The organism is Methylomagnum ishizawai (assembly GCF_019670005.1).
In the GTDB taxonomy this organism is placed as follows: Bacteria; Pseudomonadota; Gammaproteobacteria; order Methylococcales; family Methylococcaceae; genus Methylomagnum; species Methylomagnum ishizawai.
The window spans coordinates 1,965,177-1,990,024 of record NZ_AP019783.1 but is presented as its reverse complement, the minus strand read 5'-3'; the positions used below and the strand labels follow the sequence as shown (position 1 = coordinate 1,990,024).

16 protein-coding genes are annotated in these 24,848 nt (G+C 64.6%); 4 read left to right on the top strand and 12 right to left on the bottom strand.

Annotated features, from left to right (window positions below; all coding sequences use genetic code 11):
• Positions 1-2: 2 nt before the first annotated feature.
• The 7 genes from K5658_RS09085 to aceE form a co-directional block, all read right to left on the bottom strand.
• Positions 3-2,579, bottom strand: a complete 2,577-nt coding sequence (locus K5658_RS09085) for a DUF6311 domain-containing protein (protein ID WP_221066617.1) — start codon at positions 2,577-2,579, stop codon at positions 3-5.
• Positions 2,580-2,767: 188 nt separating this feature from the next.
• Positions 2,768-3,484 carry a methyltransferase domain-containing protein gene (locus K5658_RS09080; protein ID WP_221066616.1) on the bottom strand — a complete coding sequence of 239 codons (717 nt, stop codon included), beginning with the start codon at positions 3,482-3,484 and terminating at the stop codon, positions 2,768-2,770.
• A 3-nt stretch (positions 3,485-3,487) separates the two neighbouring features.
• The gene (locus K5658_RS09075) at positions 3,488-4,468 is read right to left on the bottom strand and encodes a glycosyltransferase family 2 protein (protein ID WP_246628601.1); all 981 of its coding nucleotides are present in this window, start codon (positions 4,466-4,468) and stop codon (positions 3,488-3,490) included.
• Between the two features lie 41 nt (positions 4,469-4,509).
• Positions 4,510-5,928: a dihydrolipoyl dehydrogenase gene (gene lpdA / locus K5658_RS09070; RefSeq protein WP_221066615.1), complete on the bottom strand. Its 1,419-nt coding sequence runs from the start codon at positions 5,926-5,928 to the stop codon at positions 4,510-4,512.
• A gap of 49 nt (positions 5,929-5,977) precedes the next feature.
• Positions 5,978-6,547 (bottom strand): Uma2 family endonuclease, encoded by a 570-nt coding sequence (locus tag K5658_RS09065; RefSeq protein WP_221066614.1) that lies wholly within the window; start codon positions 6,545-6,547, stop codon positions 5,978-5,980.
• A 48-nt stretch (positions 6,548-6,595) separates the two neighbouring features.
• Positions 6,596-8,275, bottom strand: a complete 1,680-nt coding sequence (gene aceF / locus K5658_RS09060; protein WP_343223309.1) for a dihydrolipoyllysine-residue acetyltransferase — start codon at positions 8,273-8,275, stop codon at positions 6,596-6,598.
• A gap of 12 nt (positions 8,276-8,287) precedes the next feature.
• Positions 8,288-10,978, bottom strand: a complete 2,691-nt coding sequence (gene aceE / locus K5658_RS09055) for a pyruvate dehydrogenase (acetyl-transferring), homodimeric type (protein WP_221066613.1) — start codon at positions 10,976-10,978, stop codon at positions 8,288-8,290.
• A gap of 400 nt (positions 10,979-11,378) precedes the next feature.
• Here aceE and K5658_RS09050 point away from each other — a divergent pair, with 400 nt between their 5' ends.
• Complete coding sequence (locus K5658_RS09050) at positions 11,379-11,696, top strand: PilZ domain-containing protein (protein WP_221066612.1); 318 nt, start codon at positions 11,379-11,381, stop codon at positions 11,694-11,696.
• 97 nt (positions 11,697-11,793) lie between these two features.
• Here the strand turns inward: K5658_RS09050 and K5658_RS09045 are convergent, their stop codons facing one another.
• Both K5658_RS09045 and K5658_RS09040 read right to left on the bottom strand, forming a co-directional pair.
• Entirely contained in the window at positions 11,794-13,803 is a 2,010-nt protein-coding gene (locus tag K5658_RS09045) for an iron-containing redox enzyme family protein (protein WP_221066611.1), read from the bottom strand.
• Positions 13,800-15,566, bottom strand: coding sequence for a carbamoyltransferase family protein (locus K5658_RS09040; protein ID WP_221066610.1), 1,767 nt, complete (start codon positions 15,564-15,566; stop codon positions 13,800-13,802). Before K5658_RS09040 ends, K5658_RS09045 begins: the two co-directional genes overlap by 4 nt.
• A 20-nt stretch (positions 15,567-15,586) precedes the next feature.
• Here K5658_RS09040 and K5658_RS09035 point away from each other — a divergent pair, with 20 nt between their 5' ends.
• The 3 genes from K5658_RS09035 to K5658_RS09025 are packed head-to-tail and all read left to right on the top strand — an operon-like array spanning position 15,587 to position 19,549.
• Positions 15,587-16,666, top strand: coding sequence for a fatty acid desaturase (locus tag K5658_RS09035; protein WP_221066609.1), 1,080 nt, complete (start codon positions 15,587-15,589; stop codon positions 16,664-16,666).
• A gap of 17 nt (positions 16,667-16,683) precedes the next feature.
• Positions 16,684-18,288, top strand: a complete 1,605-nt coding sequence (locus K5658_RS09030) for an NAD(P)-binding protein (protein ID WP_221066608.1) — start codon at positions 16,684-16,686, stop codon at positions 18,286-18,288.
• A 58-nt stretch (positions 18,289-18,346) separates the two neighbouring features.
• Positions 18,347-19,549, top strand: coding sequence for a cytochrome P450 (locus tag K5658_RS09025; protein ID WP_221066607.1), 1,203 nt, complete (start codon positions 18,347-18,349; stop codon positions 19,547-19,549).
• 47 nt (positions 19,550-19,596) lie between these two features.
• Here the strand turns inward: K5658_RS09025 and K5658_RS09020 are convergent, their stop codons facing one another.
• From K5658_RS09020 to K5658_RS09010, 3 genes are all read right to left on the bottom strand, one after another.
• Positions 19,597-20,607, bottom strand: a complete 1,011-nt coding sequence (locus tag K5658_RS09020; RefSeq protein WP_221066606.1) for a glycoside hydrolase family 18 protein — start codon at positions 20,605-20,607, stop codon at positions 19,597-19,599.
• 130 nt (positions 20,608-20,737) lie between these two features.
• Positions 20,738-22,279, bottom strand: coding sequence for a fused MFS/spermidine synthase (locus K5658_RS09015; protein ID WP_221066605.1), 1,542 nt, complete (start codon positions 22,277-22,279; stop codon positions 20,738-20,740).
• 141 nt (positions 22,280-22,420) lie between these two features.
• Positions 22,421-24,808 carry an Ig-like domain-containing protein gene (locus K5658_RS09010; protein ID WP_221066604.1) on the bottom strand — a complete coding sequence of 796 codons (2,388 nt, stop codon included), beginning with the start codon at positions 24,806-24,808 and terminating at the stop codon, positions 22,421-22,423.
• Positions 24,809-24,848 lie beyond the last annotated feature (40 nt).

Sequence of the window (24,848 nt, the reverse complement as noted above, 5' to 3'; positions counted from 1 at the left end):
CCTCAGCGCACGGTGATGGCGATGAGCCCCAGCGCGAGGTGGCGCTTGTCGTCGCCGAGGCCGATATCCACCGGGCGGACCACGCCGGGGAATTTGAATTTCAGGTTCAAAACCGGGTCCGTCCCGAACTGGTCGCGGACGGATTGGGGGATGGCCATGCGGATTTGGTTGCCGGAATACTGGGCCAGGCGCTCGGTACCGGCCAAAACCCCGTTCATCCACACCTCGACCGCCTGCTCGGGATGCGGGGAAGCCACCAGGGCGTTGGCCTCGATCAGGATTTCCTGGGCGTCGGCGCTCGATAACGGCAACCTGAGCTTGGCCGCGGACCGCTCCGACCATGTTCCCCACGGCTCCGGCCCCGACCACCCCGCCACTAGATAGGCGGTGCCGGGGGCGGAACGTGTGAATTGAATCCGCTCGCCCACCCGGATCGGCGGAAAAATATCGGTCAAGGACAACCCGCCGGCGACAGGCCCACATGCGGCGCAGGTTTTCCAGCCCGGAGCCAGCACATTGAAACCATCGATCCGGGCCAATAGGTCGGTTTTGGCATCGAGGCCGAGCAGGGCCGGACCCAGCACGGCCTCCTCGACGATGTAGAGCGAATCCGGCTCGTAGCGCCCGGTGGCGATGGCTTCCCCGGCCTGGGCCTGGGCCGCAGCCAATGGCTCCGCGCCGACCCTGGCGAGGTAGACGGCATCGGTCCCCAAGCCATAACGGCCCGCGTAGGCCGCGAACACCTGCCAATCCGGGGTATGGTTTTCCGGGCGGACCCAGCGGACTTTCTTATAATGGGTCGCTGCCTCGGCCCAGAAAGGGTCGCGCAAAGGAGTTTTCCATTCCGCCGCCGGGGTCGCCATATACCTCGCATGGAAATCCCGCCAAGCCGCCCCGGTATCCACCACCTGAACAGCCAGGGCCACGGCCAGCAAACCCACAGCCACCCGTTTTTCATGCGCCCTGGCGATCACGTAAATAATCGTCAATAGCAGGACATAGAACACGGGCCAGAACATCCTCCCCGAACTACGGAAGGTATTGGCCAGCCGCGTTCCCCATTCCGGCAGCGCGAATTCGATATTATAAGGCCCGATACCGATGTTATTGGAGAGCGCGAAAACGCTCAAGGCGATGAACAGACATACCAAGGCGGGCCTTTTCCGAACCGCGCCCATCCAGACCGGGCGCATTCTGATCATGGGTGGGATCGACCAAATCAATAAGAAAACAACGCCCAACCCCAAGAAATTGAAACCCTCGTAATCCCCACCCCCGCCCGGTATATCCCGCAGGACATACGACCAGCCATCGGCGTCGAAAAGGGACAGAAAATTCATCCGGTAATATCCATAACCCCCGGCGATCATACCACCATTGATACTAAAGTAGCCCGCTTGCCAACATATGGTGCCAATCATCGCCAAATCCAGGATGAGTTCGGCAAGTACACCACGGAAACCGCGCTTGCCCAAACGGGCTTGTCCAACCAGATCGGCCAGCCACAAGGCCGCGACCATCGCCAGGAAATAGGAATGGACCAGGGCGGTCACCCCCAGCAACAAGGCCCAAGCCGGCGAGCGCCGTTTTGACCAAGGACACAAAACCAGATAAAGGGCGGCGAGGATCAAAAAATGCCCCATCAGGCTGATATGCCCATTCAAGCGCCAAATCATCGGCGGGGAAAACAAAAACAACCCGCAGCCCAAAGCGCGTATCGCCTGACTATCGACAACCAATCCAAGCAGTTTCCAGGCGAACCACGCCTGCAAGATGAAGCAGGCCAGCATCCATAACCCGAAATACTGGAAAGGTTCGGGCAACAGGGCCGCCACCGGTTTAAACAGGAACGCCATCAGGGGATTCGAGTCGGAAAAGACAATGGCATTGCCCAATTCGAGGCCATAATCGGGATTCAGGCCCAGGGGAAAATGCCAATCGGAATGCCGGAAAAACTGCCATCCCAGATAATGGGTGGCGGGATCGCCATCGCCGAGCCACGCGATATTGGTCGGATCCAATACCCTCGGCCCGACCACCATCCAGAATGCGGCCATCCCCAAAACCACGGGCAATGCCGCTATCCACCCAGCCCGGTTCCCGCCGCTGAACATCGCGAGACCGGTGCCCACCGGGTTTGCCCCGGACCCCGCCATGGATGCGCGGAATACCCACAACCGGCTGGCGAGAAAGGTGATCACGGGAATCAGCGCCGCCGAGGCCACGGCGGCGACCTGGGGCGCGAGCCATCCGGTCCGCAACAAGGCCGCCAGCACCACGGTATTGGCCGTGAACGCGCTCCCGGAAATCAAGAAAAACCTCGCCAACGCCCGGCGTGGACAGCCGGGCCTGCTGAAAGTCCAGCAATAATTTCCGGTGAAGGAAATGCCGAAAGCCGTCAGGAACGCCACCAAATTGGCGGCCAACACCGGGAACCACCCCGTCCCGACCAACAGCCACACCACCGTGATATGGACCGCCGTGGCGGTGGCCCCCACCATGCCGAAGCGACCCGCGATGATGAACTCGCGCCAAAAGCGGGCGGTTTCGATACCCAAGTGCTTTTTGAAGAAAATCATGGAACCCCAGTGGGCGGGAGCGGCTGGCATCGGCCCAGGCAATCCGGGAGTCCGGCGGGGCCAACCGCGGTTGTCGTTGAATGGGAAGCTTCCGGCGGGCCTTACGGGGAGGGGTACCGCGCCAAACCCACCGGAAGGAGGGAAATGGCAACCGGGGACGGACGGCCCGCGCTCGGCCCGAGCCGGTCTCAGGCGCGTACCGCCAAGCAAAACACGGTCAGACCGGCCAGCCGGTTGTACCGGGCGAACGGTAATTCCACCCGGCAAACCGCGCCGAGCAGCGCGTTCACCCAGGGATGGTGCCGTTTGAGTTGCGAACGCGCCGGACTTTCTTCCCGCCGCAACCACCGGCTTCCCAAGCGGGTGAGCCAGGCCAGGGGAAACACCAAGCCGAAATAATATCCCCCATATTTCACTTCGAGACCGGCCCGGCCGGCCACGGCTTCGAGCTGGGCCAGGGTATAGCGCCGCTTGTGTTCGAGGAATTCGTCGTGCCCGCTCCACAGGAATTGGAAGGCCGGCACCGAAATCAGGAAGCGCGTGCCGGGCGGCACCTTGTCGGCATAGGTGGCGAGCAGTCCGGCATCGTCGTCCACATGTTCCAGCACATCCATCAGCAAGACCAAATCGGCATCGGACCGCTCCACCGAGCGCCGGTAATAGACGGGCTTACCCCCCTCCCCGCCTTCCGAATCCGCCCCATAGCTGATATCGACGCAGCAGGCCGCCGCCGCCTGGGTGGTGGCGAGCAGATAACGGGAGAAAAACCCCGAACCCGCGCCCACATCCAATATCTTTCCAGGTTCGTCCCCGCCGAGCAGTTGCCGCATCGCCCGCGCCTTGGACTGGTAATACCAATGGCCCGCGATATCGTCGCCCAAAATATCTATTTCTTTAACATCCATCGTTCAATTCTTGGATTCATATATATGACGGATTAGGAACACCGGACGCCGTTTGGATTCGATATAAGTGCGACCCAGATATTCACCGATGATACCTATACCGAGCAACTGCAAGCCCCCCAGAAAAGTGACCGCGACGAAAATAGAAGCGTACCCAGGCATATCGATCCCATGGATCAGCACCCGCAACGCAATATAAAGGCCGTAAACGAACGATGCCAAGGCGACCAAGCCGCCGATATAACTCCAAACCCGCAACGGGATCGTGCTGAAACTAGTCAGTCCTTCCAGGGCGAAATTCCATAAACGCCAGCCGTTGAATTTGGTCGTGCCCGCCGAACGCTCCGGGCGCACATAATCGACCACGGCGGTGCGGAATCCCACCCAAGCGAACAAGCCCTTCATGAAGCGCCTGGATTCCGGCAAGCCATTCAAGGCATCGACCACGGCCCGGTCCATCAAGCGGAAATCCCCGACATTCTCGGGAATCTGGGACTCCGACATCCAGTTATGGATACGGTAGAACCAATCCGCCGATAAGCGTTTGGCCCTGGAATCGGTATCGCGGTTGATCCGGCGTCCCAGCACGACTTCATAGCCTTCCCGCCATCGGGCGATCATGGCCGGTATCAATTCGGGCGGGTCTTGCAAATCCACATCGATGGGCACGACCACCTGTCCGCCCGCGTATTGGAGGCCCGCGGTCAAGGCGGCTTCCTTGCCGAAATTGCGGCTCAGATCGACGATCCGCACCCAGGGGTTTTCCCGCTGGAGTTCCAGCAAACACTCCAGGGTACGGTCGGTGCTGCCATCGTTCACGAAGACCACCTCGACCGCTACCGAAGCATGCCCCTCGAAAACCCGGTTTATCCTATCGAGGAATAATCCGACCGCCTCCTCCTCGTTGAACACCGGCACCACCAGCGATAAACCCACCACGGGATCGGCGGCGGGCGGGCGTGGATTCTCGTTCGTCGTCATCATCGGCGATATTGTCACGGGCTACGGGCTTGCTGGAAGGATCGTTATTTCTTGATATATAAATCGGTAATCGTCCCCTCCGCCATTTCCGCCGCGAAGGCGAAGGTCTCGGACAAAGTGGGATGCGGATGGATGGTCAAGGCGATATCCTGCACATCGGCCCCCATTTCCAGGGCCAATACGGTTTCCGCGATCAATTCCCCGGCATTGGTGCCGACGATACCCGCGCCCAGAATCCTTTGGCTATCCTTGGCATAGAGTATCTTGGTCAAGCCCTCGCGCCGACCGATACCCAGCGCCCGACCGCTCGCGGCCCAAGGAAACACCGCCTTGTCATGCTCGACGCCCTGGGCTAGGGCCTGGGTTTCGGTCAGCCCCATCCAGGCGATTTCGGGATCGGTATAGGCCACCGAGGGGATGGTGAGCGCCTGGAACGCCGCCTTGTGCCCGGCGATGACTTCCGCCGCGACCTTGGCTTCGTGGGTGGCTTTGTGGGCCAGCATGGGATTGCCGACGATATCGCCGATGGCGTAGATGTGGGGGATATTGGTGCGCTGCTGGGCATCGACCGGGATGAAACCGCGTTCGTCCACCCGCACCCCGGCCTGCTCGGCCCCGATCAGCTTGCCGTTGGGACGCCGCCCCACCGCCACCAAGACCCGGTCGAACAGTTCGGATTCGGGCGCGCCCTCGCCCTCGAAGAACACCCGCAAGCCTTCGGCTTCCGGCTCGATGCGGACCACCTTGGTCTGGAGGTAGATGTTCTGGTATTGCTTCTTGATGCGCTGGTGCAGGGGCTTGACCAGGTCGGCGTCGCACCCCGGAATGAGCTGGTCCATCAATTCCACCACGCTGATGGCGGAACCCAGGGCGTGGTAGACCGTCGCCATTTCCAGGCCGATGATGCCGCCGCCGACGATCAACAACCGCTTGGGTACCTCGGCCAGTTCCAGGGCGCCGGTGGAATCGATCAGGCGAGGATCGTCGTGGGGGAAGCCGGGAATCTTCACCGGCTGGGAACCCGCCGCGATGATGCAAGCATCGAAACCGATGGCCTTCGGGCCTTCGGCGGTCTCGACCGCCAGGGTCTTGTCGGACACGAATTGGCCGACGCCCTGCACCACGGTGACTTTGCGCTGCTTGGCGAGGGCGGCGAGTCCGGTGGTCAGGGTTTTCACGACCTTGTTTTTATAATCGCGGACCTTGGCGAGATCGATTTCGGGCGGGCCGAACTTGACGCCGAAGCTGGAGCCTTCGGCGGCTTCGTGGACGACCTGGGCCACATGCAGCAGGGCTTTGGACGGGATGCAGCCGACGTTGAGGCAGACGCCGCCCAGGGTCGGATAACGTTCGACCAGGACGACCCGCTTGCCCAGGTCGGCGGCGCGGAAAGCCGCGGTATAGCCGCCGGGGCCACCGCCCAGGACGAGGACTTCGGCATGGAGAGCTGCGTTTTCGGTCATGGCTGGATGATCCTTGGTTGGGAAGGGAGGATGGGGACGGGGTTCCGCCTCAGGTGGCGGGCGGGGCCACGTCCTCGAAAATCAGGGGGAGCGCCGCCCGGAAGTCCAGGCTGGCGAATTCGGCCTCGGCCCCGCCCGCATAGGGGTGGAGTACCCAATGGCCGGCCGCGTCGCGGCGGAACACATCGACCGTGCGGGCCTCGGGATCGATCAGGACATATTCCTTGAGATCGTCCAGCCGCCGGTAGCTGGCGAACTTGCCGCCCCGGTCGTAACCGGCGGTCGAATCGGACAAGACCTCGACCACCAACAGCGGATGGGATTTGCAGAGGTCGGAGGCCCGGTCGCGGGCATCGCAGGTCACGAACACATCGGGGTAGAAATAGGCGTCGGCGGCTTCCACCCGGAGCTTCATGTCGGCGATATAGGTGCGGCAGGGCGTGCCGCGCAGATGGGATTTGAGCAGGGCGAACACATTGCCCGCGACGGTCGCATGGGCGTCCCGCGCCCCGGCCATCGCGTAGACCCCGCCCCGGAGATATTCATGCTTGACGGTTTGCCGCTCCTCCCAAGCGAGATATTCCTCGGCGCTGAAAAACCGTTGCTGCGCGACGTTCATGGCACCCCCGCCAAAGGCCCGCCTCCCGCGGGGCGGGCATGGTAACTATTACAACAGCACCCGCCGCAAGTCGGCCAGCATCGCGCCGAGATGCACGATGAAGCGGGCGGCCTGGGCACCGTCGATGACCCGGTGGTCGTAGGACAGGGACAGGGGCAGCATCAAGCGGGGCACGAACTGGCCGTCCTGCCAGACCGGCTTCATCTGGCTTTTGGACAGCCCCAGGATCGCGACTTCGGGCGCGTTGATGATGGGCGTGAAGGCCGTGCCGCCGATGCCGCCCAGGCTGGAAATGGTGAAGCAACCGCCTTCCAGGTCGGGACCGCGCAGCTTCTTGTTGCGGGCCTTCTGGCTGAGTTCGGCCAGCTCGGCGGCGAGGTCGAAGACGCTCTTCCGGTCCACGTCGCGCAGCACCGGCACCACCAAGCCTTCCGGGGTATCGACAGCAACGCCGATATGGAAGTATCGCTTCAGGATCAGGGACTGGCCGTCGGCGGCGAGCGAGGCGTTGAAGCTGGGGAAAGCCTTGAGCGAGGCCACCAGCGCCTTCAGCACGAAGGGCAGGAACGACAGCTTGAGGCCCTTCTTCTCGGCCTCGGCCTTGAGCGCCTTGCGGAAATCTTCGAGGTCGGTGATATCGGCCTCGTCGTGCTGGGTGATATGGGGAATGCCGATCCAATTGCGGTGCAGAAACGGACCGGACAGCTTTTGGATGCGGGTCAGGGCCAGGGTCTCGACCGGGCCGAATTTGCTGAAATCCACCTCGGGGATGGGCGGCAGGGCGAAAGCGCCGCCGGTGGCGGCGGGAGCCGTGGTGGCTTGTTCGGCCCGTTGCAGGCTGTCCTTGACGAAGCGCTGCACGTCCTCCTTGAGGATGCGGCCCTTGGGTCCGCTGCCCTGGATGCGTTCCAGGTTGGCCCCGAGTTCGCGGGCATAGCGGCGGATGGCGGGGCTGGCGTGGGGCGGGGTTTTGCGGTCGCCCGTGGTTTCCCCACCGGCAACCGCGACCGGCCTCACCCGCTCGGGGGCTTCCTGGGCGGCGGAGGCTTTGATCTCGGCGGCGGCGGTTTCGACCGCCACGGGGACCGCTTGCGCAGCCGGTGCCGACACCGCGCCCTGGATTTCCAGCACCAGGATGGCTGTGCCCTTGTTGACCCGGTCGCCGGCCTTGACCTTCAGGACCTTGACCAACCCGGCGTAGGGCGAAGGCACTTCCATCGCCGCCTTGTCGCTTTCCAGGGTGATGAGGGAAGCCTCGGCCTCGATCACATCGCCCGGCTTGACCAGGACTTCGATGATCTCGATGTCCTTGAAGTCGCCGATATCGGGGACGACGACCTCTTGCTCGACCGGCCCCGCCGATGCGGTGGGCGCGGGCGGCGGCGGAGCCACGGGCGCGGCGGCGGGGGCCGGGGTTTCCGGGACGGTAGCCACCGGGGGCGCGGGCGGCGGAGCCGGTCGGGGCTGCGCGGGCGCGCCCGCCTCCGCGACTTCCAGCGTCAAGATGGGCGAACCCTTGTTGACTTTATCCCCTGGTTTCACCTTCAAGGACTTGACCACGCCCCCCAAGGGCGAAGGCACTTCCATCGCCGCCTTGTCGCTCTCCAGGGTGATCAGCGAATCCTCGGGCTGGATGACATCGCCCGGTTTGACCAAGACTTCGATAATTTCGATATTCTTGAAATCGCCGATATCGGGGACGACGACCTCTTGCTCAGCTACTGCCATGAATGGTTTCCTTTATACCGTGACCGGATTGGGCTTTTCGGGATCGATACCGTATTTGGCGATGGCTTCCGCGACCTTGGCGGCGGGCACTCCACCCGCGTCGGCCAGGGATTTGAGCGCGGCCACGGCGATGTAATAGCGGTCCACCTCGAAGAACCTCCGCAGTTCCGAGCGGCGGTCGCTACGGCCAAAGCCATCCGTGCCCAGCACCGCATAGGAGCGCGGCACATATTGGCGGATTTGGTCGGCCACGATCTTCATGTAATCGGACGCCGCCACCACCGGGCCGGGCACCTCCCGCAAACATTCCTCGACATAGCTGAGCTTGCGCGGCTGTTCGGGATGCAGCAGGTTCCAGCGGTCCTTGTCCAGCCCGTCGCGGCGCAGTTCGCTGAAACTGGTCACGCTCCACACGGTGGATTCGATGCCGAAATCGGCCTTGAGCAAATCGGCGGCGAAAATCGCTTCCCGCAGGATGGTGCCGCTGCCCAGCAATTGCACCTTGGCGGCTTGGCCCGCATCGCGCAGCTTGTACATGCCCTTGACGATGCCCTCGCGCACAGCTTCCGGCATGTGCGGATGGGCGTAGTTCTCGTTCATCACGGTGATGTAATAGAAAACCTGCTCACCCTCCTGGTACATGCGCTTGAGGCCGTCCTGGACGATGACCGCCAATTCATAGGCGAAGCAAGGATCGTAGCCCACGCAATTGGGAATCGCCGCCATCGCCAGCTGGGTATGGCCGTCCTGGTGCTGCAAGCCCTCGCCCGCCAAGGTGGTGCGCCCCGCCGTGCCGCCCAGGAGGAACCCCTTGGTCCGCATATCGCCCGCCGCCCACATCAAATCCCCCACCCGCTGGAAGCCGAACATGGAGTAATAGATGTAGAACGGGATCATCTGCACGTTGTGGTTGCTGTAGGCCGTGCCCGCCGCGATCCACGAACACATGGAACCGGCCTCGTTGATGCCCTCTTCCAGGATTTGCCCGGTCTTATCCTCGCGGTAGTACATGACGCTGCCGGAATCTTCCGGTTCGTACAACTGGCCGGTGGAGGAGTAAATCCGGTATTGGCGGAACAGGCTGTCCATGCCGAAGGTGCGGGCCTCGTCCGGGACGATGGGCACGACATAGCGGCCCACCTTGTTATCCCGCAACAGCAGGGTGAGTATCCGCACGAAAGCCATGGTGGTGGACATATCGCGGTCTTCGCTGCTTTTCAGCAAAGGCTCGAACACTTCCAAATCGGGCACCTGGATATGCGGGGCGTCCAAACGGCGCTGGGGCAGGAAACCCCCCAGCGCGGCGCGGCGTTCCTTGACATAGCGGATTTCGGGGCTGTCTTCCGGTGGGCGGTAGTAAGGCACCTCGCCCAAGCGGTCGTCGTGGACCGGGATATTGAAACGGTCGCGGAACGCCTTGATCGAGGCGTCGTCCATCTTCTTCTGTTGGTGGGTGGTCATGCGGCCTTCGCCGACCGGGCCCATGCCATAGCCCTTCACGGTCTTGGCCAGGATCACCGTCGGCTGGCCGGTATGGCGCATCGCGGCATCGTAGGCGGCATAGACCTTGAGGAAATCATGCCCGCCCCGGTTCAAGCGCCAAATGTCGTCGTCCGACATATTGGCGACCATGGCCGCCAGTTCCGGGTATTTGCCGAAGAAATGCTGGCGGACATAGGCCCCGTTCTTGGCCTTGTAGGCTTGGTATTCGCCGTCCACCGCCTCTTCCATGCGCTTTTTGAGGAAACCCTTGGTATCCCGCGCCAGCAAGGAATCCCAGCGCGAACCCCAGATGACCTTGATGACATTCCAGCCCGCGCCGCGGAACTCGGCTTCGAGTTCCTGGATGATCTTGCCATCGCCGCGCACCGGGCCATCCAGGCGTTGCAGGTTGCAATTGACCACGAAAATCAGATTGTCGAGCTTCTCGCGGCCCGCGAGGCCGATGGCCCCCATGGATTCCGGTTCGTCCATCTCGCCATCGCCGCAGAAGGCCCAGACCTTCCGGCCCTGGGTGGCGACGATGCCGCGGCCTTCCAGATATTTCATGAAGCGGGCCTGATAGATCGACATGATCGGCCCGAGTCCCATGGACACGGTGGGGAACTGCCAGAAATCCGGCATCAACCAAGGATGCGGATAGGAAGACAGGCCCTGGCCCTTGCCTTCGATCTCGGCGCGGAAATGGTCGAGTTGTGTTTCGCTCAAGCGCCCTTCGATGAAGGCGCGGGCGTAGATGCCGGGCGCGGCATGGCCCTGGAAATAGACCAAATCGCCGCCGAAATCCTTGGCCGGGGCGCGGAAGCAATGGTTGAAGCCCACGTCGTACAACATGGCCGAGGAGGCGAAACTGGCGATGTGGCCGCCATATTCGCTGGATTTGCGGTTGGCCCGCACCACCATCGCCATGGCGTTCCAACGGATATAGGCGCGGATGCGGTCCTCGATGGCCGGATCGCCCGGCGGCTGCGGCTCCAAATGCGGCGGGATGGTGTTGATATAGGCGGTGTTGGCCTTGTACGGCAGGTTGGCCCCGGCCCGCCGGGCCTGGTCCACCAAGCTTTCGATGAGGAAATGCGCCCGCTCGATGCCCTCGGCTTCGATGACCGCCTCCAGGGCTTCCAGCCATTCGCGGGTTTCGGCGGGATCGGTGTCGCCGGAAGCAGTGGTCGGGGAAGGTTGGGCGGGATTAACGGCTGCCATAGCGATAGAGTCCTTATGACTGGAACTGGGATGGGTGTCGTCCGGCTGGAAGCGGGGATTATAGACAAAGGGTTCCGCAATGATCCATCGATTTCCACCCCGCCGCCCCCACCGATCCGGCTCCGGTCCCCAAGGCGACCCCCTCCCTCCGGGCGCGGCTACCGTCCAAACTGACAATTTCCGCCGCTAATCTGAAAAACAGGTCCCATCCGTCTCATTTCCGTCATGGGTAACTTACACTCGTAGCCATCCCCAAAAACAAGTCCCTGTTATGCAAGGCATTAAGCTTGCTGGCGCACGGCTTGCTTGTAACACCCAGTCCGATGCTGCACGATAGGCTCCTCTCCCAGTCCTTGATTCCCGAAAAAGCCAAACATCCCCATTCAACCCGGACCCCACCATGTTGAGCAAAATCTTCACCCAAAAAGACCGGCGCGGCGCACCGCGCTCCGAAGCCTCCTTATCCGCCTACCTCATCACCCCCTCGGGCAACCAACTCCGGGGCGTGGCGAAGAACCTGAGCCGGTCCGGGGTATTCGTCGAAACCCAGACCCCGGAGGAATGGCTGGTGGGCGAAACCGCCCGGCTGGTATTCGCCCTCAGGAAAGGCAATGTCATCCGGCTGGTCCGCCACTCGGTCCTGGTCGTGCGGGAAGCGCGGCATGGGCTGGGCGTGGCGTTCTGGCGCCTGCCCGTCATGCGGCGGCAACGGGCCTAGGGCTGGCTGTAGGCTGTAGGCTGTAGGCTGTAGGGACGAGTTTATCCGCCTCTTTTCGTTCGGCGAATGGATTCGCCCGATATCAAAAGGCGGATACTCACGGTCTACGGCCTCTGAAGGCTACGGCCCACAGCCTCCCGATCCACCCGTGCCGCAAATACCGTCCCAAAAACCCCAGCACCAAGCCCAGCGCCGCCGCGTGCAACGATAGATAGCCCGTCCACACCCGCCGCCACTGGGCCTGTACCGCCTCCGCCCCTTCCCGCCGCCGGACCTCGTCCAGGAACAGGATCACCGCTTCCCGCGCCCGCGCCGCGTGGCCGGTGCCGAGGTTGTCGATGCTCAAATGGAGTTGGAGGATGGCCGGGTCGATGCCGTGATGGCGCAAAATATCCACCCCCCGCAGATAGCCCGCGCCCAGGCCGCTCAGCTCGATAGCGAGATTAAGGCCCAATAATTCCGGAAAATAGCGCTCCGTCCTCAGCCCCATCGCCAGGAGATAAGCCGGGATATCGAAAGCGACGTCCAAAAATAAGGGGCTGCGGGCGAACGCCTCGCCCTCGAAGGGCGGCAACTCGAACCCCAGGCTGTCCAGCAAGCGCCGGTAGACATTGGGATGGTTCCATTCGGTCCGCCCCGCGCCCAACTCATCGGCATAGGTCTTGAGCAAATGCCGCCCGGTTTCCCCCAGGCATCCGGCGGCGCTGCCCACGCCCGCCAGCCAAGCGCCATCGACCAGGATGGCCGGGGCCAGCTGCAAAGCCGCCCATTCGCAATCTTCCCGGCCGGGCCGGGGCGGACCGGACAAAGGCCGGTAGCGCCCGACCTCGTGCCGGTGTATGGCCTCGATCCGGGCGTGGAAGCCGTCCGGGGTATAGGGAAAACCACGGCGGTGGCCGCGTTGCAGCGGGGCGCACCCGCGGGCGCGGCGGAGGATGCCCAGGATCAAGGCATCGGCTTCCGGCGGACAATCGGCGGGGGATTCGGTGGCGAGCAACCGGGTGAACAAGTCGCGGGGATCGATCTTGCGCGGCGGACTTGGCGCGGGGAGCGCGGCACCGACCCGCTCCGGTCCCGGCAACAGCGAGGAAGGCAAGGCCGGGGCGGTTGGGTCGGCGATCCACTCCAGGCAGGCCCGGCGCTCCTCCGTGCTGAACACCCCGAACATCGGCCCACCGAAATCCACGGCCCGGATCAAACGGCTGGCCTCGGGACAGGCCTGGTCCACCCAGGGCGAATCGCGCAAGGCCGCGAGCAAGGGACCGGGATCGTCCGCGCTTTCGGCCAGCCAGGCATCGAGGCTCCGGCCCCGCAGCGCGATCCGGCCATGGTAGCCGATAGCGTGCCGACACTTGGTCCGCAATAGGTCGGCCATGGCCTCCGCGGCGGTGGGCCGCCGGGCCAGGTCCGCGACCACCGCCCGCGCCAGTTCATCGAACAAGCGCCGATACCGGCACCAGCCCCGCCGGATGCGTCCGGCCTGTGCCTCCCGTTGCGGATAGGCCGCCAACGCGGCGAGCGCCAGGGCGCGGTCTGGCCCGCGCTGTCCGGTGGATTCCGCATCCCACCACGCAGGTTCGCGTTGGACATGGGCCAGGGTATAGCCGAGCAATTCCGGGAAAAAACGCCGGGGCCGGTGCATCAAGCCCAGGTGCGTGGCGGCGAAATCCAGCCCGGCCTCCGGCACGGCGGCGAAGAAGGCCGGGCTGTCCAAGGGCGGCAGGTGGATACCCGCTTCGACCAGCTTGGCCCCGAAGCGCAGCGGCGGCGAACGGGCCGGATCGTCCAAACCCACGAGGCGGCAATAGAGGTCGAACAAATGGCATTCGCTAGTCCGATGGGCCGTCGCGGGCTGGGCCACGCGGGCCAGCCAGACGCCTTCCAGCAAGGCGACGGGAGCCAGGGCGTGCAACACCCGCCGCCGGGTTGCCCCATCGTCCGGTCCGGGCCATCCCCCAGGATTCCAAGGCTCGCCGAACGGATAGCGGGCCTCGTCTTCCCCGGCCCCGGCCCAAGCCGCATCCAACAGCGCTTCGGCCTCGGCCACGGCGGCGGGCAAGGCCGGTCCCTTCAGTAGCGCATGGCACAAACGGCGCAAGTCGCTCATATCCGCATCCCCGGCTTCTTGAACAGCCAATCCCCCAGCGCCAAGGCATCCAGGCCCGAACCCAGGAACACCGCCATGGCATCCTCCACCCCATGCACGATAGGCTTGCCCATGACATTGAAACTGGTGTTGAGCAGGACCGGCACCCCGCCCAGCCGATGGAATTCGGCCAGCAAGGCATGGAACATAGGATTCCATTCCGCCTTCACGGTTTGCAGCCGCCCGGTGCCATCGGCATGGACCACGGCGGGCACTTTCCCCCGCGCCTCCGGGCGGAACCGCAAAGTGCGGTCCATGTACGGGGTTTCCTGGTAATCCTCGAAATACTCCGGGCCATATTCGTGCAGGATGGCCGGGGCATAGGGCCGGAAGCGCTCGCGGAACTTCACGTCCCGGTTGATGCGCTCCCCCATGTCCTGGGTACGGGGATCGGCCAGGATGGAACGGTTGCCCAAGGCGCGGGGACCGAATTCGGCCCGCCCCTGCGCCCAGCCCAGGATTTTGCCCTCCGCCAACAACCGCGCCGCCCTCGGCACCATGGCCCCCTCCGGCAGATACTCGACCGGCAGCCCGGAATGACGGGCATAGCGCTCGATGGCCTCGTCCCGGATGCGGCTGCCCAGGTAGGGAGCCAGTTGGCGCGGCGCTACGGCCATGCCCGGATGTTCCTCGCCGAACGCCAGCCAAGCCGCCCCCAAGGCCGTGCCATCGTCGGCGGGCGCGGGCGGCACGTAAAGCGCCTCGAACGGCGTCCCGGCCAGGATTTGCCCGTTGTAGGCCGAGTTCAGCGCACAGCCGCCACCCAACGCCAAATTCCCGGAAATCCCCAGGCCATGCAGGTTGTTCAACAAGCGCCCGACGGTTTCCGCGAAGAAATATTGTCCGGTATGGGCCAAATCGGCGGCGGTTTCCGGCGGGAGGTGCGGGCCGCGCCTGCGGCTTTCCAGGTGCTTGAGCATCTGGAAGAAACCGGCGCGGTCCTGCACCAGCCGCAAACCCTCCACCCGGATCATGGCCCGGAGCCAGCCCAACGCCTCCTCGTCGATACGGCCATAGGCGGCCAGCCCCATGGTTTTCCATTCCTCGCCGCCCATCCACTCGAAGCCGCATAATTCGGTGAGCTTCATGTAAAAGAACCCAAGGCTCTCCGGTCCCCGCGCCGTATGGCGGGGAACCAGTTTCCCGCCGCTATACTCGAAGAACGCCAGCGAGCCCTGTTCGCCGTAGGAGTCGATCACGGCGCAAGCCGCCGTCGCGAACGGGCTACCCTGGCAGGCCAGCGCGGCATGGGCCAGATGATGGTCGTAATGGCGGAAATCCACCGGCACACCGGGAAAATCCCGCCGCAGGGCGCGGGCCAGCCCGATCCCGGAACGGCGCAGGGCGTGGTGCTGGCAAGCCTGCATATGGTTGAGCTCCCAGGTTTCGACGCAGGCGGTCAACTGCCGCCCCCGGTAGCCGAGGATGCCCTGGGGGGTGAGCCAGCCCAAGGTCCGGGCCAAGCGCTCGTAGAAAGGACGCCGCGCCCGCCAGTTCGTGGCGACCACGAAGCGCCGGGCATCGGGGCAATATTCCCGCAACAGGGTGGGCAATAAATACAAATCATCCGGCGCGTGGTTCAGCGCCCGTTTATATTGCAGATAACGCTCGGTGGCTTCGGCGTATAACACGTTTCCCTCGGCATCCACGATGGCCAAGGCCGGGTCGTGGTAGGTGGCGCATAGGCCGATATAGTAGGTTTTCGCTGTCTCTATAATATTCATAATTATTATTCCAAGCCTTTATGTCCACGCCAGCCAAAACCTTTGCGGAAGGGATTCCCGGTGCGGCCCGTCAAGCCTTATCCCTATGGTGGCTGGGCTTCGGGCTGTGCCTGTTCCTCCCCGCATGCACCCTCGCCTTCCTGCTGACGGGCCCCCATGGCGCGGCATCCGCCCTGCTGTGGACCCTGCCGGTCTGGCTGTTGATCGCCGCCGACCATTGGGGACCGGCGGAACGGCGGATGGTTCCACAGGCGGCACCGGGCTGGTTCTTCGACGGGCTGTTGTATGCCTTAGTATTGCTGCAAATCCTCAATATCCTGGGGATGGGCTGGATGGTGGCGCGGTTGCCCTGGGCCACGGCGGCGGATTGGGGCACGGGATGCGCCAACCTCGTGGCCTTGCGGATTTTGGTCGGCACCAATTCCTGTTGCGCCGCCATCGCCCCCGCCCATGAATTGATCCACCGGCGCGGACGGTTCCAACGTTTGCTCGGGCGCTTGCTGCTGGTCACGGTGGGCTACGATCATTTTTCTATCGCCCACCGCCGGGGCCATCATGCCAAACTGGGCGGGGCCGGAGACCCCTCCACCGCCCGCGTGGACGAGGATTACGCTACTTTCCTCCGGCGTTCGGTGGCGGCGCAATGGCGGATCGCCTGGCGGGCGGAGCGGGGTTCGGCGCTGCTGGGATTGATGGCGGAAACCGGGCTGGCGCTGGCGTTCGGCTGGGCGTTCGGGCCGCTGGCCCTGACGATGCTGGTCTATCAAGCCGTGGTGGCGGTGAAGCTATTGGAGGCGGTGAATTATTTCCAGCATTTCGGCCTGACCCAGGACTCGGGCCGGGCCGGGGCGACGGCCTGGAACTGCGATTCCGCCGTGAGCCTTTTTATGTTCCTGGGGCTGACCCGCCACGCCGACCACCACCGCCACGCCGCCACGCCCTACCCTCGCCTGCGGAGTTTGGACGCAGGCCCGGCCCTGCCCTGCGGGTATCTGTGGGCGGCGATTTGGGTGAAGAACCATAGCGCGGGTTATCGGAGTTGGGCAGACCCATTCCTTGCTCCCACCCGCGGCCAGACCTACATGTCGCGTATGCCGTAATCATTCAGCCTATCCCCATGCATCGCCGCTCCTTCTGCCTTTCCCTCCTATCTGGCCTGGGTGGAAGCCTGATTCCCGCCTCCCCCGGCCCCGATTCCCGCCCCGCTGGCGAACTACTCGGCCCCTCTTTCCTGACCGGCCACCAACTGCGCGGCAAGGACTGGCCCTCCCCCACCGAACACCGCGCCATTCCCCTGCTCATCGTCGGCGGTGGCATCGCCGGACTCTCCGCCGCATGGTGGCTGAAGCGCAACGGCTTCGAGTCCTTCCGCCTGCTGGAACTGGAACAACAACCCGGCGGCAATGCCCGCTGGGGCGAGAATCCCATCTCGGCCTATCCCTGGGGGGCACATTATCTGCCGTTGCCCGGCGTGGAATTGCCCTGGGTGCGGCTGTTGCTGGCCGATTTGGGCGTGCTGCTGGGCGACCCCGCCGCACCGGAACCACGCTACGACGAACGCCATCTCTGCTTCGCGCCCCAGGAACGGCTGTTCCTGCACGGCGCTTGGCAGGAGGGCTTGCTGCCCAAGCGCGGCGTGGCCCGCCGCGACCTGGCCCAATACCAGCGCTTCGCCGAAGCCATGCGCGGCTACCGCGATACCGTGGGCAAGGATGGCCGCCGCGCCTTCGCCCTACCCATGGCGCAAAGTTCCCGCGACCCGCGTTTCCTGGCGCTGGACCGGGGTTCGATGCGCGATTGGCTGCTGGCCGAAGGCTACGATTCGCCCTATCTGCATTGGTATGTGGACTATGCCTGCCGCGACGATTTCGGTTGCGCCGCCGCCGACACTTCGGCCTGGGCCGGCCTCCATTATTTCGCCAGCCGCACCGGCGCGGCGGAGGAAGCCCGCGAGGGCGCGGTGCTGACCTGGCCCGAGGGCAATGGCTGGATCGTACGCCGCTTGCTGGAACGGCTGGACCCCTGGATCGAGCGCGGACAGCTGGCGTTCCGCATCAAGGAAACCGATAGCGGCGTGACGGTCGATGTCTGGAATCCGGCCAGCCAAACCGCGACCCGCTGGCAAGCCGCCCAGGTCGTCTGGGCCGCGCCGAGTTTCCTGCTACCCCATGTCTGCCCGGCGTGGCCGGAACCACAGCGGCGGGCGCTGGCCGGTTTCGATTACGCGCCCTGGCTGGTGGCGAACCTGAACCTGCGGGATTTCCCCGAGCCCCGGCACGGCGCGCCCCTGGCCTGGGACAATGTGCTGTACCAAAGCCCCTCGCTGGGCTATGTGGTCGCCACCCACCAGCATTGGCGCAGCCGGGAACGCGGCACGGTGCTGACCTATTACCGGCCCCTCAGCGAACTCGCCCCGGCGCAAGGCCGCAAGCTGCTGTCGAACCGCAGCGGCTACGACTGGACCGAAGCCATCCTGGCCGATCTGGCCCGGCCCCATCCCGACATCCGCGCCATCACCGAGCGGGTCGATTTGTTCCGCTGGGGCCATGCCATGGCGCGGCCCCGTCCGGGTTTCCTGTGGGACGGCGGGCGGGAACTCGTGGCGGAAGGTTCCGGGCGCATCCATCCGGCCCATTCCGATCTTTCGGGGTTTTCGCTGTTCGAGGAAGCCCAATACCGCGGCATCGTGGCCGCGCAAGCCGCTTTGGCCGGGGTCTCGTAGCGGGCGTGGTTGGGGTATAGTCCGCCGCTTCCATCCTGCCCACCCGGAGCGGCCCGCCATGTCATCCATCGATCTGAACAGCCCGGAATTCCTCGCCGACCCCTATCCCGCTTTCCGGCGGCTGCGCGAAACCGCGCCCCTGTTCCCCTTGCAGCCCGGCGTCTGGCTGGCGACCCGCTACGCCGAGGCCGACCGCATCCTGCGCGATCCCCGTTTCGCCAAGGATTATCTGTCCACCGTGGCGCGGCGCTACGGCCCGGACGCGGTCCAAGAGCCGGTGTTCCAGGTGGTCAACCGCTTCATGCTGGTGATGAACCCGCCCGAGCATCTCCGCTTGCGGGCCTTGGTCGGCAAGGCGTTCGGGGTGAAGCAGGCGGCGGAATTGCGGCGCTTGGCCCTGGACGTGGCCGAAACCCTGGTGGATGGGTTCATCGCACAGGGCCGGGCCGATCTGATGGCGGCTTTGGCCTATCCGCTGCCGGTGCGGGTGATTTGCGCCATGCTGGGTTTGCGCCTGGAGGAAAGCCTGGAATTCCAGCGCGAAACCCAAGCCCTGGCCCGCGTGTTCGAGATGTCCCGGTTGGTCCGCGCCGATATCGACGCCGCCAACCACGCGGCCCAGGTGTTCGACGGCTATTTCCGGGCGATCTGCCAAGCGCGGCGCAAAGCGCCGGGCGGCGATTTGATCTCGCTGCTGCTGCGGGCCGAGGAAGGCGACCAGCGTTTGAGCGAGGACGAGATCGTCGCCAATATCACCCTCCTGTTCGTGGCCGGGCACGAAACCACGGCCAATATGCTGGGCAACACGCTGTTGACCCTCCACCGCCACCCGGACCAACTCGCCCGGCTCAAGGCCCATCCCGGATTATTGCCCCAAGCCGTCCACGAAGCCCTGCGCTACGAAGCCGCCGTGCAGATCGCCGCCCGCACCGCGCTGGAGGATGTGGAACTGGGCGGCGTCGGCGTGCGCCGGGGCGAAACCCTCTATGTCGGCCTGGGCGCGGCCAACCGCGACCCCCAGGTCTTCCCCGAACCCGACGCCTTCCGCATCGACCGCCCGGACACCGCGCCCAATCCCTTGTCCTTCGGCGGCGGGGTGCATTATTGCCTGGGGGCGCGGCTGGCCCGCATCGAGCTGGAAACCGCGCTTTCGGTGTTGTTCCGGCGCTTGCCGGGGCTGGAGCTACCGGACAGCGACCGGCCCCGTTGGAAACCTTCGTTGACCATCCGGGGCTTGGAGCGGCTGGAAGCGGTGTGGTGACGCCGGAACCGGGCGGAGCGATCCGCCCGCGCCCCGGACATCCGCCCTCACGGGGCGGCGGCTTGGTTGCGGAAGCGCTTGGTGTAGACCAAGGCGGGCACATCCGCCACGGAACTGCAAGTCGCCGAGGCATAGGGCAAGGCACACGGCGTATCGCGGTCGAACGACCAGAAATGCACCCCGGCCAAACCGTTGGCCTTGGCCCAGGCGATCATGGTGTTGGCATCCTTGAGCGAGAACACCTCGTCCACCACATCGTTCCTGCCGATCATCGGCGTCAATTCGATCTGGGCGTAGGGGATGCCGAACTTGGCCTTGAGGTTCTGGGCGGCCTGGATGGCCGTCCGCCCCATGTCGCAACGCCCCTTGGCGACCACACAGACCCAGGGCGAGGGACCGCCGTAGTCCATGACCATCAGGTTGATGGTGTAATTGGCGAGTCCGGCGCGTTGGATGGCCTGGATCACGGTATAGCCGGTGATGTTCAAATCGCCATAGGGAAGGCTCGACACCTGGCCGTTGGACGAACCCAGGGTGGCGAGGGTGAAGCTATAGCGCAGCCCCGGATAATCGGCCTGCACGGCGGCGATCTGCTCCACCAGGCTGTTGATCTCGGCGGCGCTCTGGCCGGCTTCGATATCGAAATCCAGCCCGAGCAAGCGGGACGAAGCATAGCGGTCGATGAAGGCCCGCATCCCGGCGGCGCTGGAACAGGTGAACTTGCCCGCCGCGCCGCCGGTGGCGATGATATAGCCCACCTTGCGCTTGACGAACAAGGGCACGTTGGCCTGGGCGAGGGCGTCGGGATCGAGTCCCGCCCAGTTTTCCGCGCCGCATTCCCCGGTGGCGAAGGCCCAGGTGACGGCGGGCACCCGTGGCGGCAGCACGTTCAACAGCGGTTGGAACACGCCGGTCACATCGCTGGACATGACGTTGTTGTTCCAGTTCATGGAGATGGCGATGTCCTTGTACGGACTGAACAGCGGGGCGGCGGTGGCGGCGGACGCGAGCGCCAGGGACAAGGCGCAACCGAGGAGGGAACGGGGTCTGATCGGCATGGGGTGGCTCCGTGGATGGGGGGCCGTCCCACCATGGGACCGGCCCGGACTGGCCCTCCACTATAGGCGGGCGCCCCCGGCCAAATTGAGACTTGATCGGGATTCCACCCGGCCCGACCGTGCAAACCTCTCAGCGCAGCAACAAATCGTAGGCGATCCGCTCCATGAACACCTTACGGTAGGTCTCGGCCTTGCGGACCTGCAAGCTTTCCATGGGGTTGTAGTCGTCGGTGATGACGATGCCTGGGGGGTTTTCCGGCACAGGGTATTCATGTTCCAGCAACACCTGGACGCGCCGGTCCTGGCTGTGGGCATCGACCTCCAAAGGCCGGTCGGAAGCCAGGAAGATGAAATCGGTGAAATCCTCTTTCTCGGTGGTGAAAACCCGGAGTTGCGGGAACAAGGTCTTGAGCGTGCGGTAAACCGAAGCCACCGCCTCCGAACCCTCGCCGCTGCGGAAACCGACATAGTTCACCGCCAGCACGCCGCCTTCGCCCAATAATCCGCGCAACTCGCCCAGCATTTCCCGGCTCAGCAGATGGGTGGGCTCGGAACCGCCGGTGAAGCAATCGTGCATGATGAAGTCGTAGCGCTGCCCGCCCAGCCGCTTGATCTCGAAGCGGGCATCGCCGACGATGAACTTCCCCAGCGGCTGGAATCCGAAATAATCCCGCGCCGCCTGGGCGACTTCCGGGTCGATCTCGATGGTGTCGGTTTCGATGCCCGCCGTGTTCAAATCGCGGGCGACATGGCCCCCGCCCAGCCCGATCAACAGCGCGTGGCGGGCCTCGGGCCGGAACAAGGGAATCCAGCGGAAAAAGGTCTGGTAGTTCAGGAGGCTCCGGCCCGTCTTGGTCTCGACCGCGCTCAGCACCGAGGAATCGGACAGCAATAGGCGATAGCCGTTCTTCTCGTCCTCCACCACCCGCACCCAGCCGTAGATGCTCTCGGCCTCGTGCAACAGGCCGAAGCCCGGCGTCTGCCGCAAGGGCTGGGCATAACCCGCCACCGATAGCAAACCCACCGCCAGCCCGACCAGCCACACCCACCAGGACGCCCCGGCGGCGGCCCGCTCGCGCCGGCCGGTCCAGGCCAAGAGCAAGGCCCAGGCCACCAAGGCCATCCCCAGGCTGAACAGGATGGCGCGGGTGCCGAAACGCGGCAGCAGGTAGAACCCCAGCAACAAGGTTCCCGCCACGCTGCCCAAGGTGCTGACGGCATACACCGAACCCACCGCCACGCCGATGCCGTCCAGGTCGCGGGTGGCCCGCTTGATGGCGTAAGGCCCGACCATCGCCAGCAAGGTCAGGGACGGCATGAACAGCAGCGAGGCGCTGGCGAACGCCCCGACCCGGATGCCCAGGGGATCGGTGAAGGCCAGCACCGGGCCGTCGGCATAGGGGATCGCCACCGTGGCCAGCGCCCCCGACAACAACACATGCTCCAACCGGAAACCCGGATGGCGGTCGGCGATATGCCCGCCCAGGTAATAGCCCAGGGCCAGGGCGACGAGGGTCACGGCGATCAGCGCGGACCAGACATACAGGCTGACCCCGTAGAACGGCCCGATGATGCGGGTGCCGAGCAATTCCAGGATCATCACCGCCGCCCCGCTGAGGGTGACGGTCAGGTAGAGCGGCCAGGTGCCGCCGGGGGTGGAGGGCTTGTTCATGCGGGACTCGCGCGAAAAATCATAAAAAACCCCCAGGCCCGCTGTTCGCGCCGGACCTGGGGGATGCAGGAAAATCGAATCGCTTAGGGGGGAGGGAAGCCGTCCGCCGGGGCCGGTACTGGCTGCCGACCCCGTCCCGGCTTATTTCACGTTCATGGTGAAACTGCTGGTCGCGGTGCCCCCGAGGCTATCGGTGACTTTGATCTTGAAGGTTTCCGAGCCGGTCCAGTTGGCCTTGGGCTGGTAGGTGAAGGTGCCGCCCGGCGTGATGCTGGTGGAACCGGAAGCCGCCGTGGCCCCGGTGACGACCAGGGTTCCGTTGGCGGGCGCGGTGGCTACGCTCCAGGTTTCGGTCTGGCCCAGGTCGATATCGCCGACCGACAATCTCGGCTTCAGATTCACCGCCGCGCCGTTCTTCGCCACGTTCAAGGTGTTGGTCGGGGTCGCGAAGCTGGGGACCGCGTTCGGGCCGACGGTCACGCTGAACTGGCGGTTGGCGCTGACGACGCCGTCGCCGACCTGCACGGTGAAGCTATCCGCGCCGCTATAACCCGCCGTGGGCTGGTAGGTGATGGCGCCGCCGGGGCCGATATTGGTGCCACCGCTGGTGGCCGTGGCGTTGGTGAACACCAAGCCGCCATGGGCGGGCGCGACCGCCTGTTTCCAGGTCAGGGTCTGGCCGTGGTTGGTGTCGCTGACGTTCAGGACCGGCTTGATATTCACCGCCGCGCTGTTCTGGACGATCTTGAGGGCGGTGGTGGTGCCCACGAAGCTGGGCACGGTATTGGGCTGCACCGTCACCGTGAGGGTGCGGACGGCGGTGGCGACGCCATCGCTCACCTTGACCGCGAAACTATCGGGTCCGCTATAACCCGTGGTCGGGGTATAGGCGATGGTGCCGCTGGAGGTGATGTTGGCGGAACCGGACCACGCCGTGGCGTTGCTGAAGGTCAGCTTGCCATGGGCCGGGGCGGTCTGCTGGCTCCAGGTTTCGGTCTGGGCATTGTCGGTGTCGCCGACCGTGAGATAGGGCCGCAGGTTGGAAGCCACGTTCTGGGCCAGGGTCAGCGCGGTGGTGGTGCCGGTGAACGCGGGCGCGGTATTCGCCCCCACCGTCACGGTGAAATTCCGCACCGTGGTCGCCATGCCGTCGCCGACCTGGATGGCGAAGCTATCCGCGCCGGTGTAATTGGCGGCGGGCTGGTAAACCACCGTCCCCCCGAAGTTGATGGCGGTGGAGCCGGAATCGGCGGTGGTGTTGGTGAATTTGAGGGTGCCGTGCTGGGGCGCGGTTTTCTGGCTCCAGGTTTCGGTCTGGCCGGTATCGATATCGCTGACCGTCAGCAGCGCCCTGAGGTTGGAACCATAGTTCTGCGCCAGTTTGAGCGCCGTGACCGCGCTGTTATAGCTGGGCACGGTGTTGGGCTTGACGGTGACGGCGAAGGTACGCACCGAACTGGACAGGCCGTCGCCCACCCGCACGGCGAAGCTATCCGCGCCGGAATAATTGGCCGTGGGCTTATAGGTGATCGTGCCGCCAGCGGTGATGCCGGTACCGCCCGAAGCCGCCGTGGCCCCGGAAAAGCTCAACTTGCCATGGGCCGGGGCGGTGGCCTGGGTCCAGGTCTCGGTCTGGCCGGTGTCGGTGTCGCTGACCCGCAGGTTGGGCTTGAGGTTGGCCCCGGCGATATTGACCGGGATCGTCAGGCTGGTCGCGCCCCCGGTGAAGCTGGGCGTGATATTGGCGGTGGCGCTGAACGTCACCCGGCCCCACAGGCTGGGATTGGTGCAGGCCGCGATGCTTGGGCTGTCGCAGGCGGCCCCGCCGGCGGCGATGGTGTAGTCGCCCGCGGGCAAGGGGTAATGGGTCAGGGATTCGGGGGCATCGTTCACCGCCCCGCTCGGCATCAGATTGGCTCCGAGCGTGGTGACGTTGGCGTTGACATGGGTCAGGTATTTGATCTTGGCCCAATTGCCATCGACGCTGCCAGGGTCGCCCGGTATGGCATCCTCGTTGGCCATGCTCCAATCGCCCAGCGCGTCGAACTGGCCGGTATAGGGCTTCCCGCCCGTGGCCGAGAAATCGATCGTATCCCGATAGCCGTCATGCGGCAGATAGACATGGCCCGCCGGTGCCAGATCGACCGTGTTGCCGAACATGGGATCGTAGGGCGTGTCGTCATGCGCCAGCTGCGGCAGCAAACCCGAGTACAGGGAAAACGCCGGGTCCAGGCCACCACTGGTAGTCACCGTGCCGCCATTCCCGGAAATCTCGGCGAAGCCGATATCCACGAACGAAGGCACGTTCAAATGGAAGGTGAAGAAGTTGCCCTCGGCGATGTGATGGCTATCGCCCAGCGTGGCGTTGGTGCCATCGATCCAGCCATAACGGTGGAAATTGCCGTTGTCCGCCGAGCCGGTGGTGGTGATATCGTTGTTGGCGACATGGGCCGAGGCGGTCCCGCCCAGGCAGCACAACGCGGCCACCCAGACGGCAAGCCGGGCGCGTGGGAATAGGGGTTGTTTCATGACGGGCACTCCCTGTCGATGATAAGCAATCGCCGCGGCG

Excerpts from the sequence above, each read along its gene's own strand:
- K5658_RS09085 (WP_221066617.1), bottom strand. The coding sequence starts at position 2,579 with ATGATTTTCTTCAAAAAGCACTTGGGTATCGAAACCGCCCGCTTTTGG.
- K5658_RS09080 (WP_221066616.1), bottom strand. The coding sequence starts at position 3,484 with ATGGATGTTAAAGAAATAGATATTTTGGGCGACGATATCGCGGGCCAT.
- K5658_RS09075 (WP_246628601.1), bottom strand. The coding sequence starts at position 4,468 with ATGATGACGACGAACGAGAATCCACGCCCGCCCGCCGCCGATCCCGTG.
- lpdA (WP_221066615.1), bottom strand. The coding sequence starts at position 5,928 with ATGACCGAAAACGCAGCTCTCCATGCCGAAGTCCTCGTCCTGGGCGGT.
- K5658_RS09065 (WP_221066614.1), bottom strand. The coding sequence starts at position 6,547 with ATGAACGTCGCGCAGCAACGGTTTTTCAGCGCCGAGGAATATCTCGCT.
- aceF (WP_343223309.1), bottom strand. The coding sequence starts at position 8,275 with ATGGCAGTAGCTGAGCAAGAGGTCGTCGTCCCCGATATCGGCGATTTC.
- aceE (WP_221066613.1), bottom strand. The coding sequence starts at position 10,978 with ATGGCAGCCGTTAATCCCGCCCAACCTTCCCCGACCACTGCTTCCGGC.
- K5658_RS09050 (WP_221066612.1), top strand. The coding sequence starts at position 11,379 with ATGTTGAGCAAAATCTTCACCCAAAAAGACCGGCGCGGCGCACCGCGC.
- K5658_RS09045 (WP_221066611.1), bottom strand. The coding sequence starts at position 13,803 with ATGAGCGACTTGCGCCGTTTGTGCCATGCGCTACTGAAGGGACCGGCC.
- K5658_RS09040 (WP_221066610.1), bottom strand. The coding sequence starts at position 15,566 with ATGAATATTATAGAGACAGCGAAAACCTACTATATCGGCCTATGCGCC.
- K5658_RS09035 (WP_221066609.1), top strand. The coding sequence starts at position 15,587 with ATGTCCACGCCAGCCAAAACCTTTGCGGAAGGGATTCCCGGTGCGGCC.
- K5658_RS09030 (WP_221066608.1), top strand. The coding sequence starts at position 16,684 with ATGCATCGCCGCTCCTTCTGCCTTTCCCTCCTATCTGGCCTGGGTGGA.
- K5658_RS09025 (WP_221066607.1), top strand. The coding sequence starts at position 18,347 with ATGTCATCCATCGATCTGAACAGCCCGGAATTCCTCGCCGACCCCTAT.
- K5658_RS09020 (WP_221066606.1), bottom strand. The coding sequence starts at position 20,607 with ATGCCGATCAGACCCCGTTCCCTCCTCGGTTGCGCCTTGTCCCTGGCG.
- K5658_RS09015 (WP_221066605.1), bottom strand. The coding sequence starts at position 22,279 with ATGAACAAGCCCTCCACCCCCGGCGGCACCTGGCCGCTCTACCTGACC.
- K5658_RS09010 (WP_221066604.1), bottom strand. The coding sequence starts at position 24,808 with ATGAAACAACCCCTATTCCCACGCGCCCGGCTTGCCGTCTGGGTGGCC.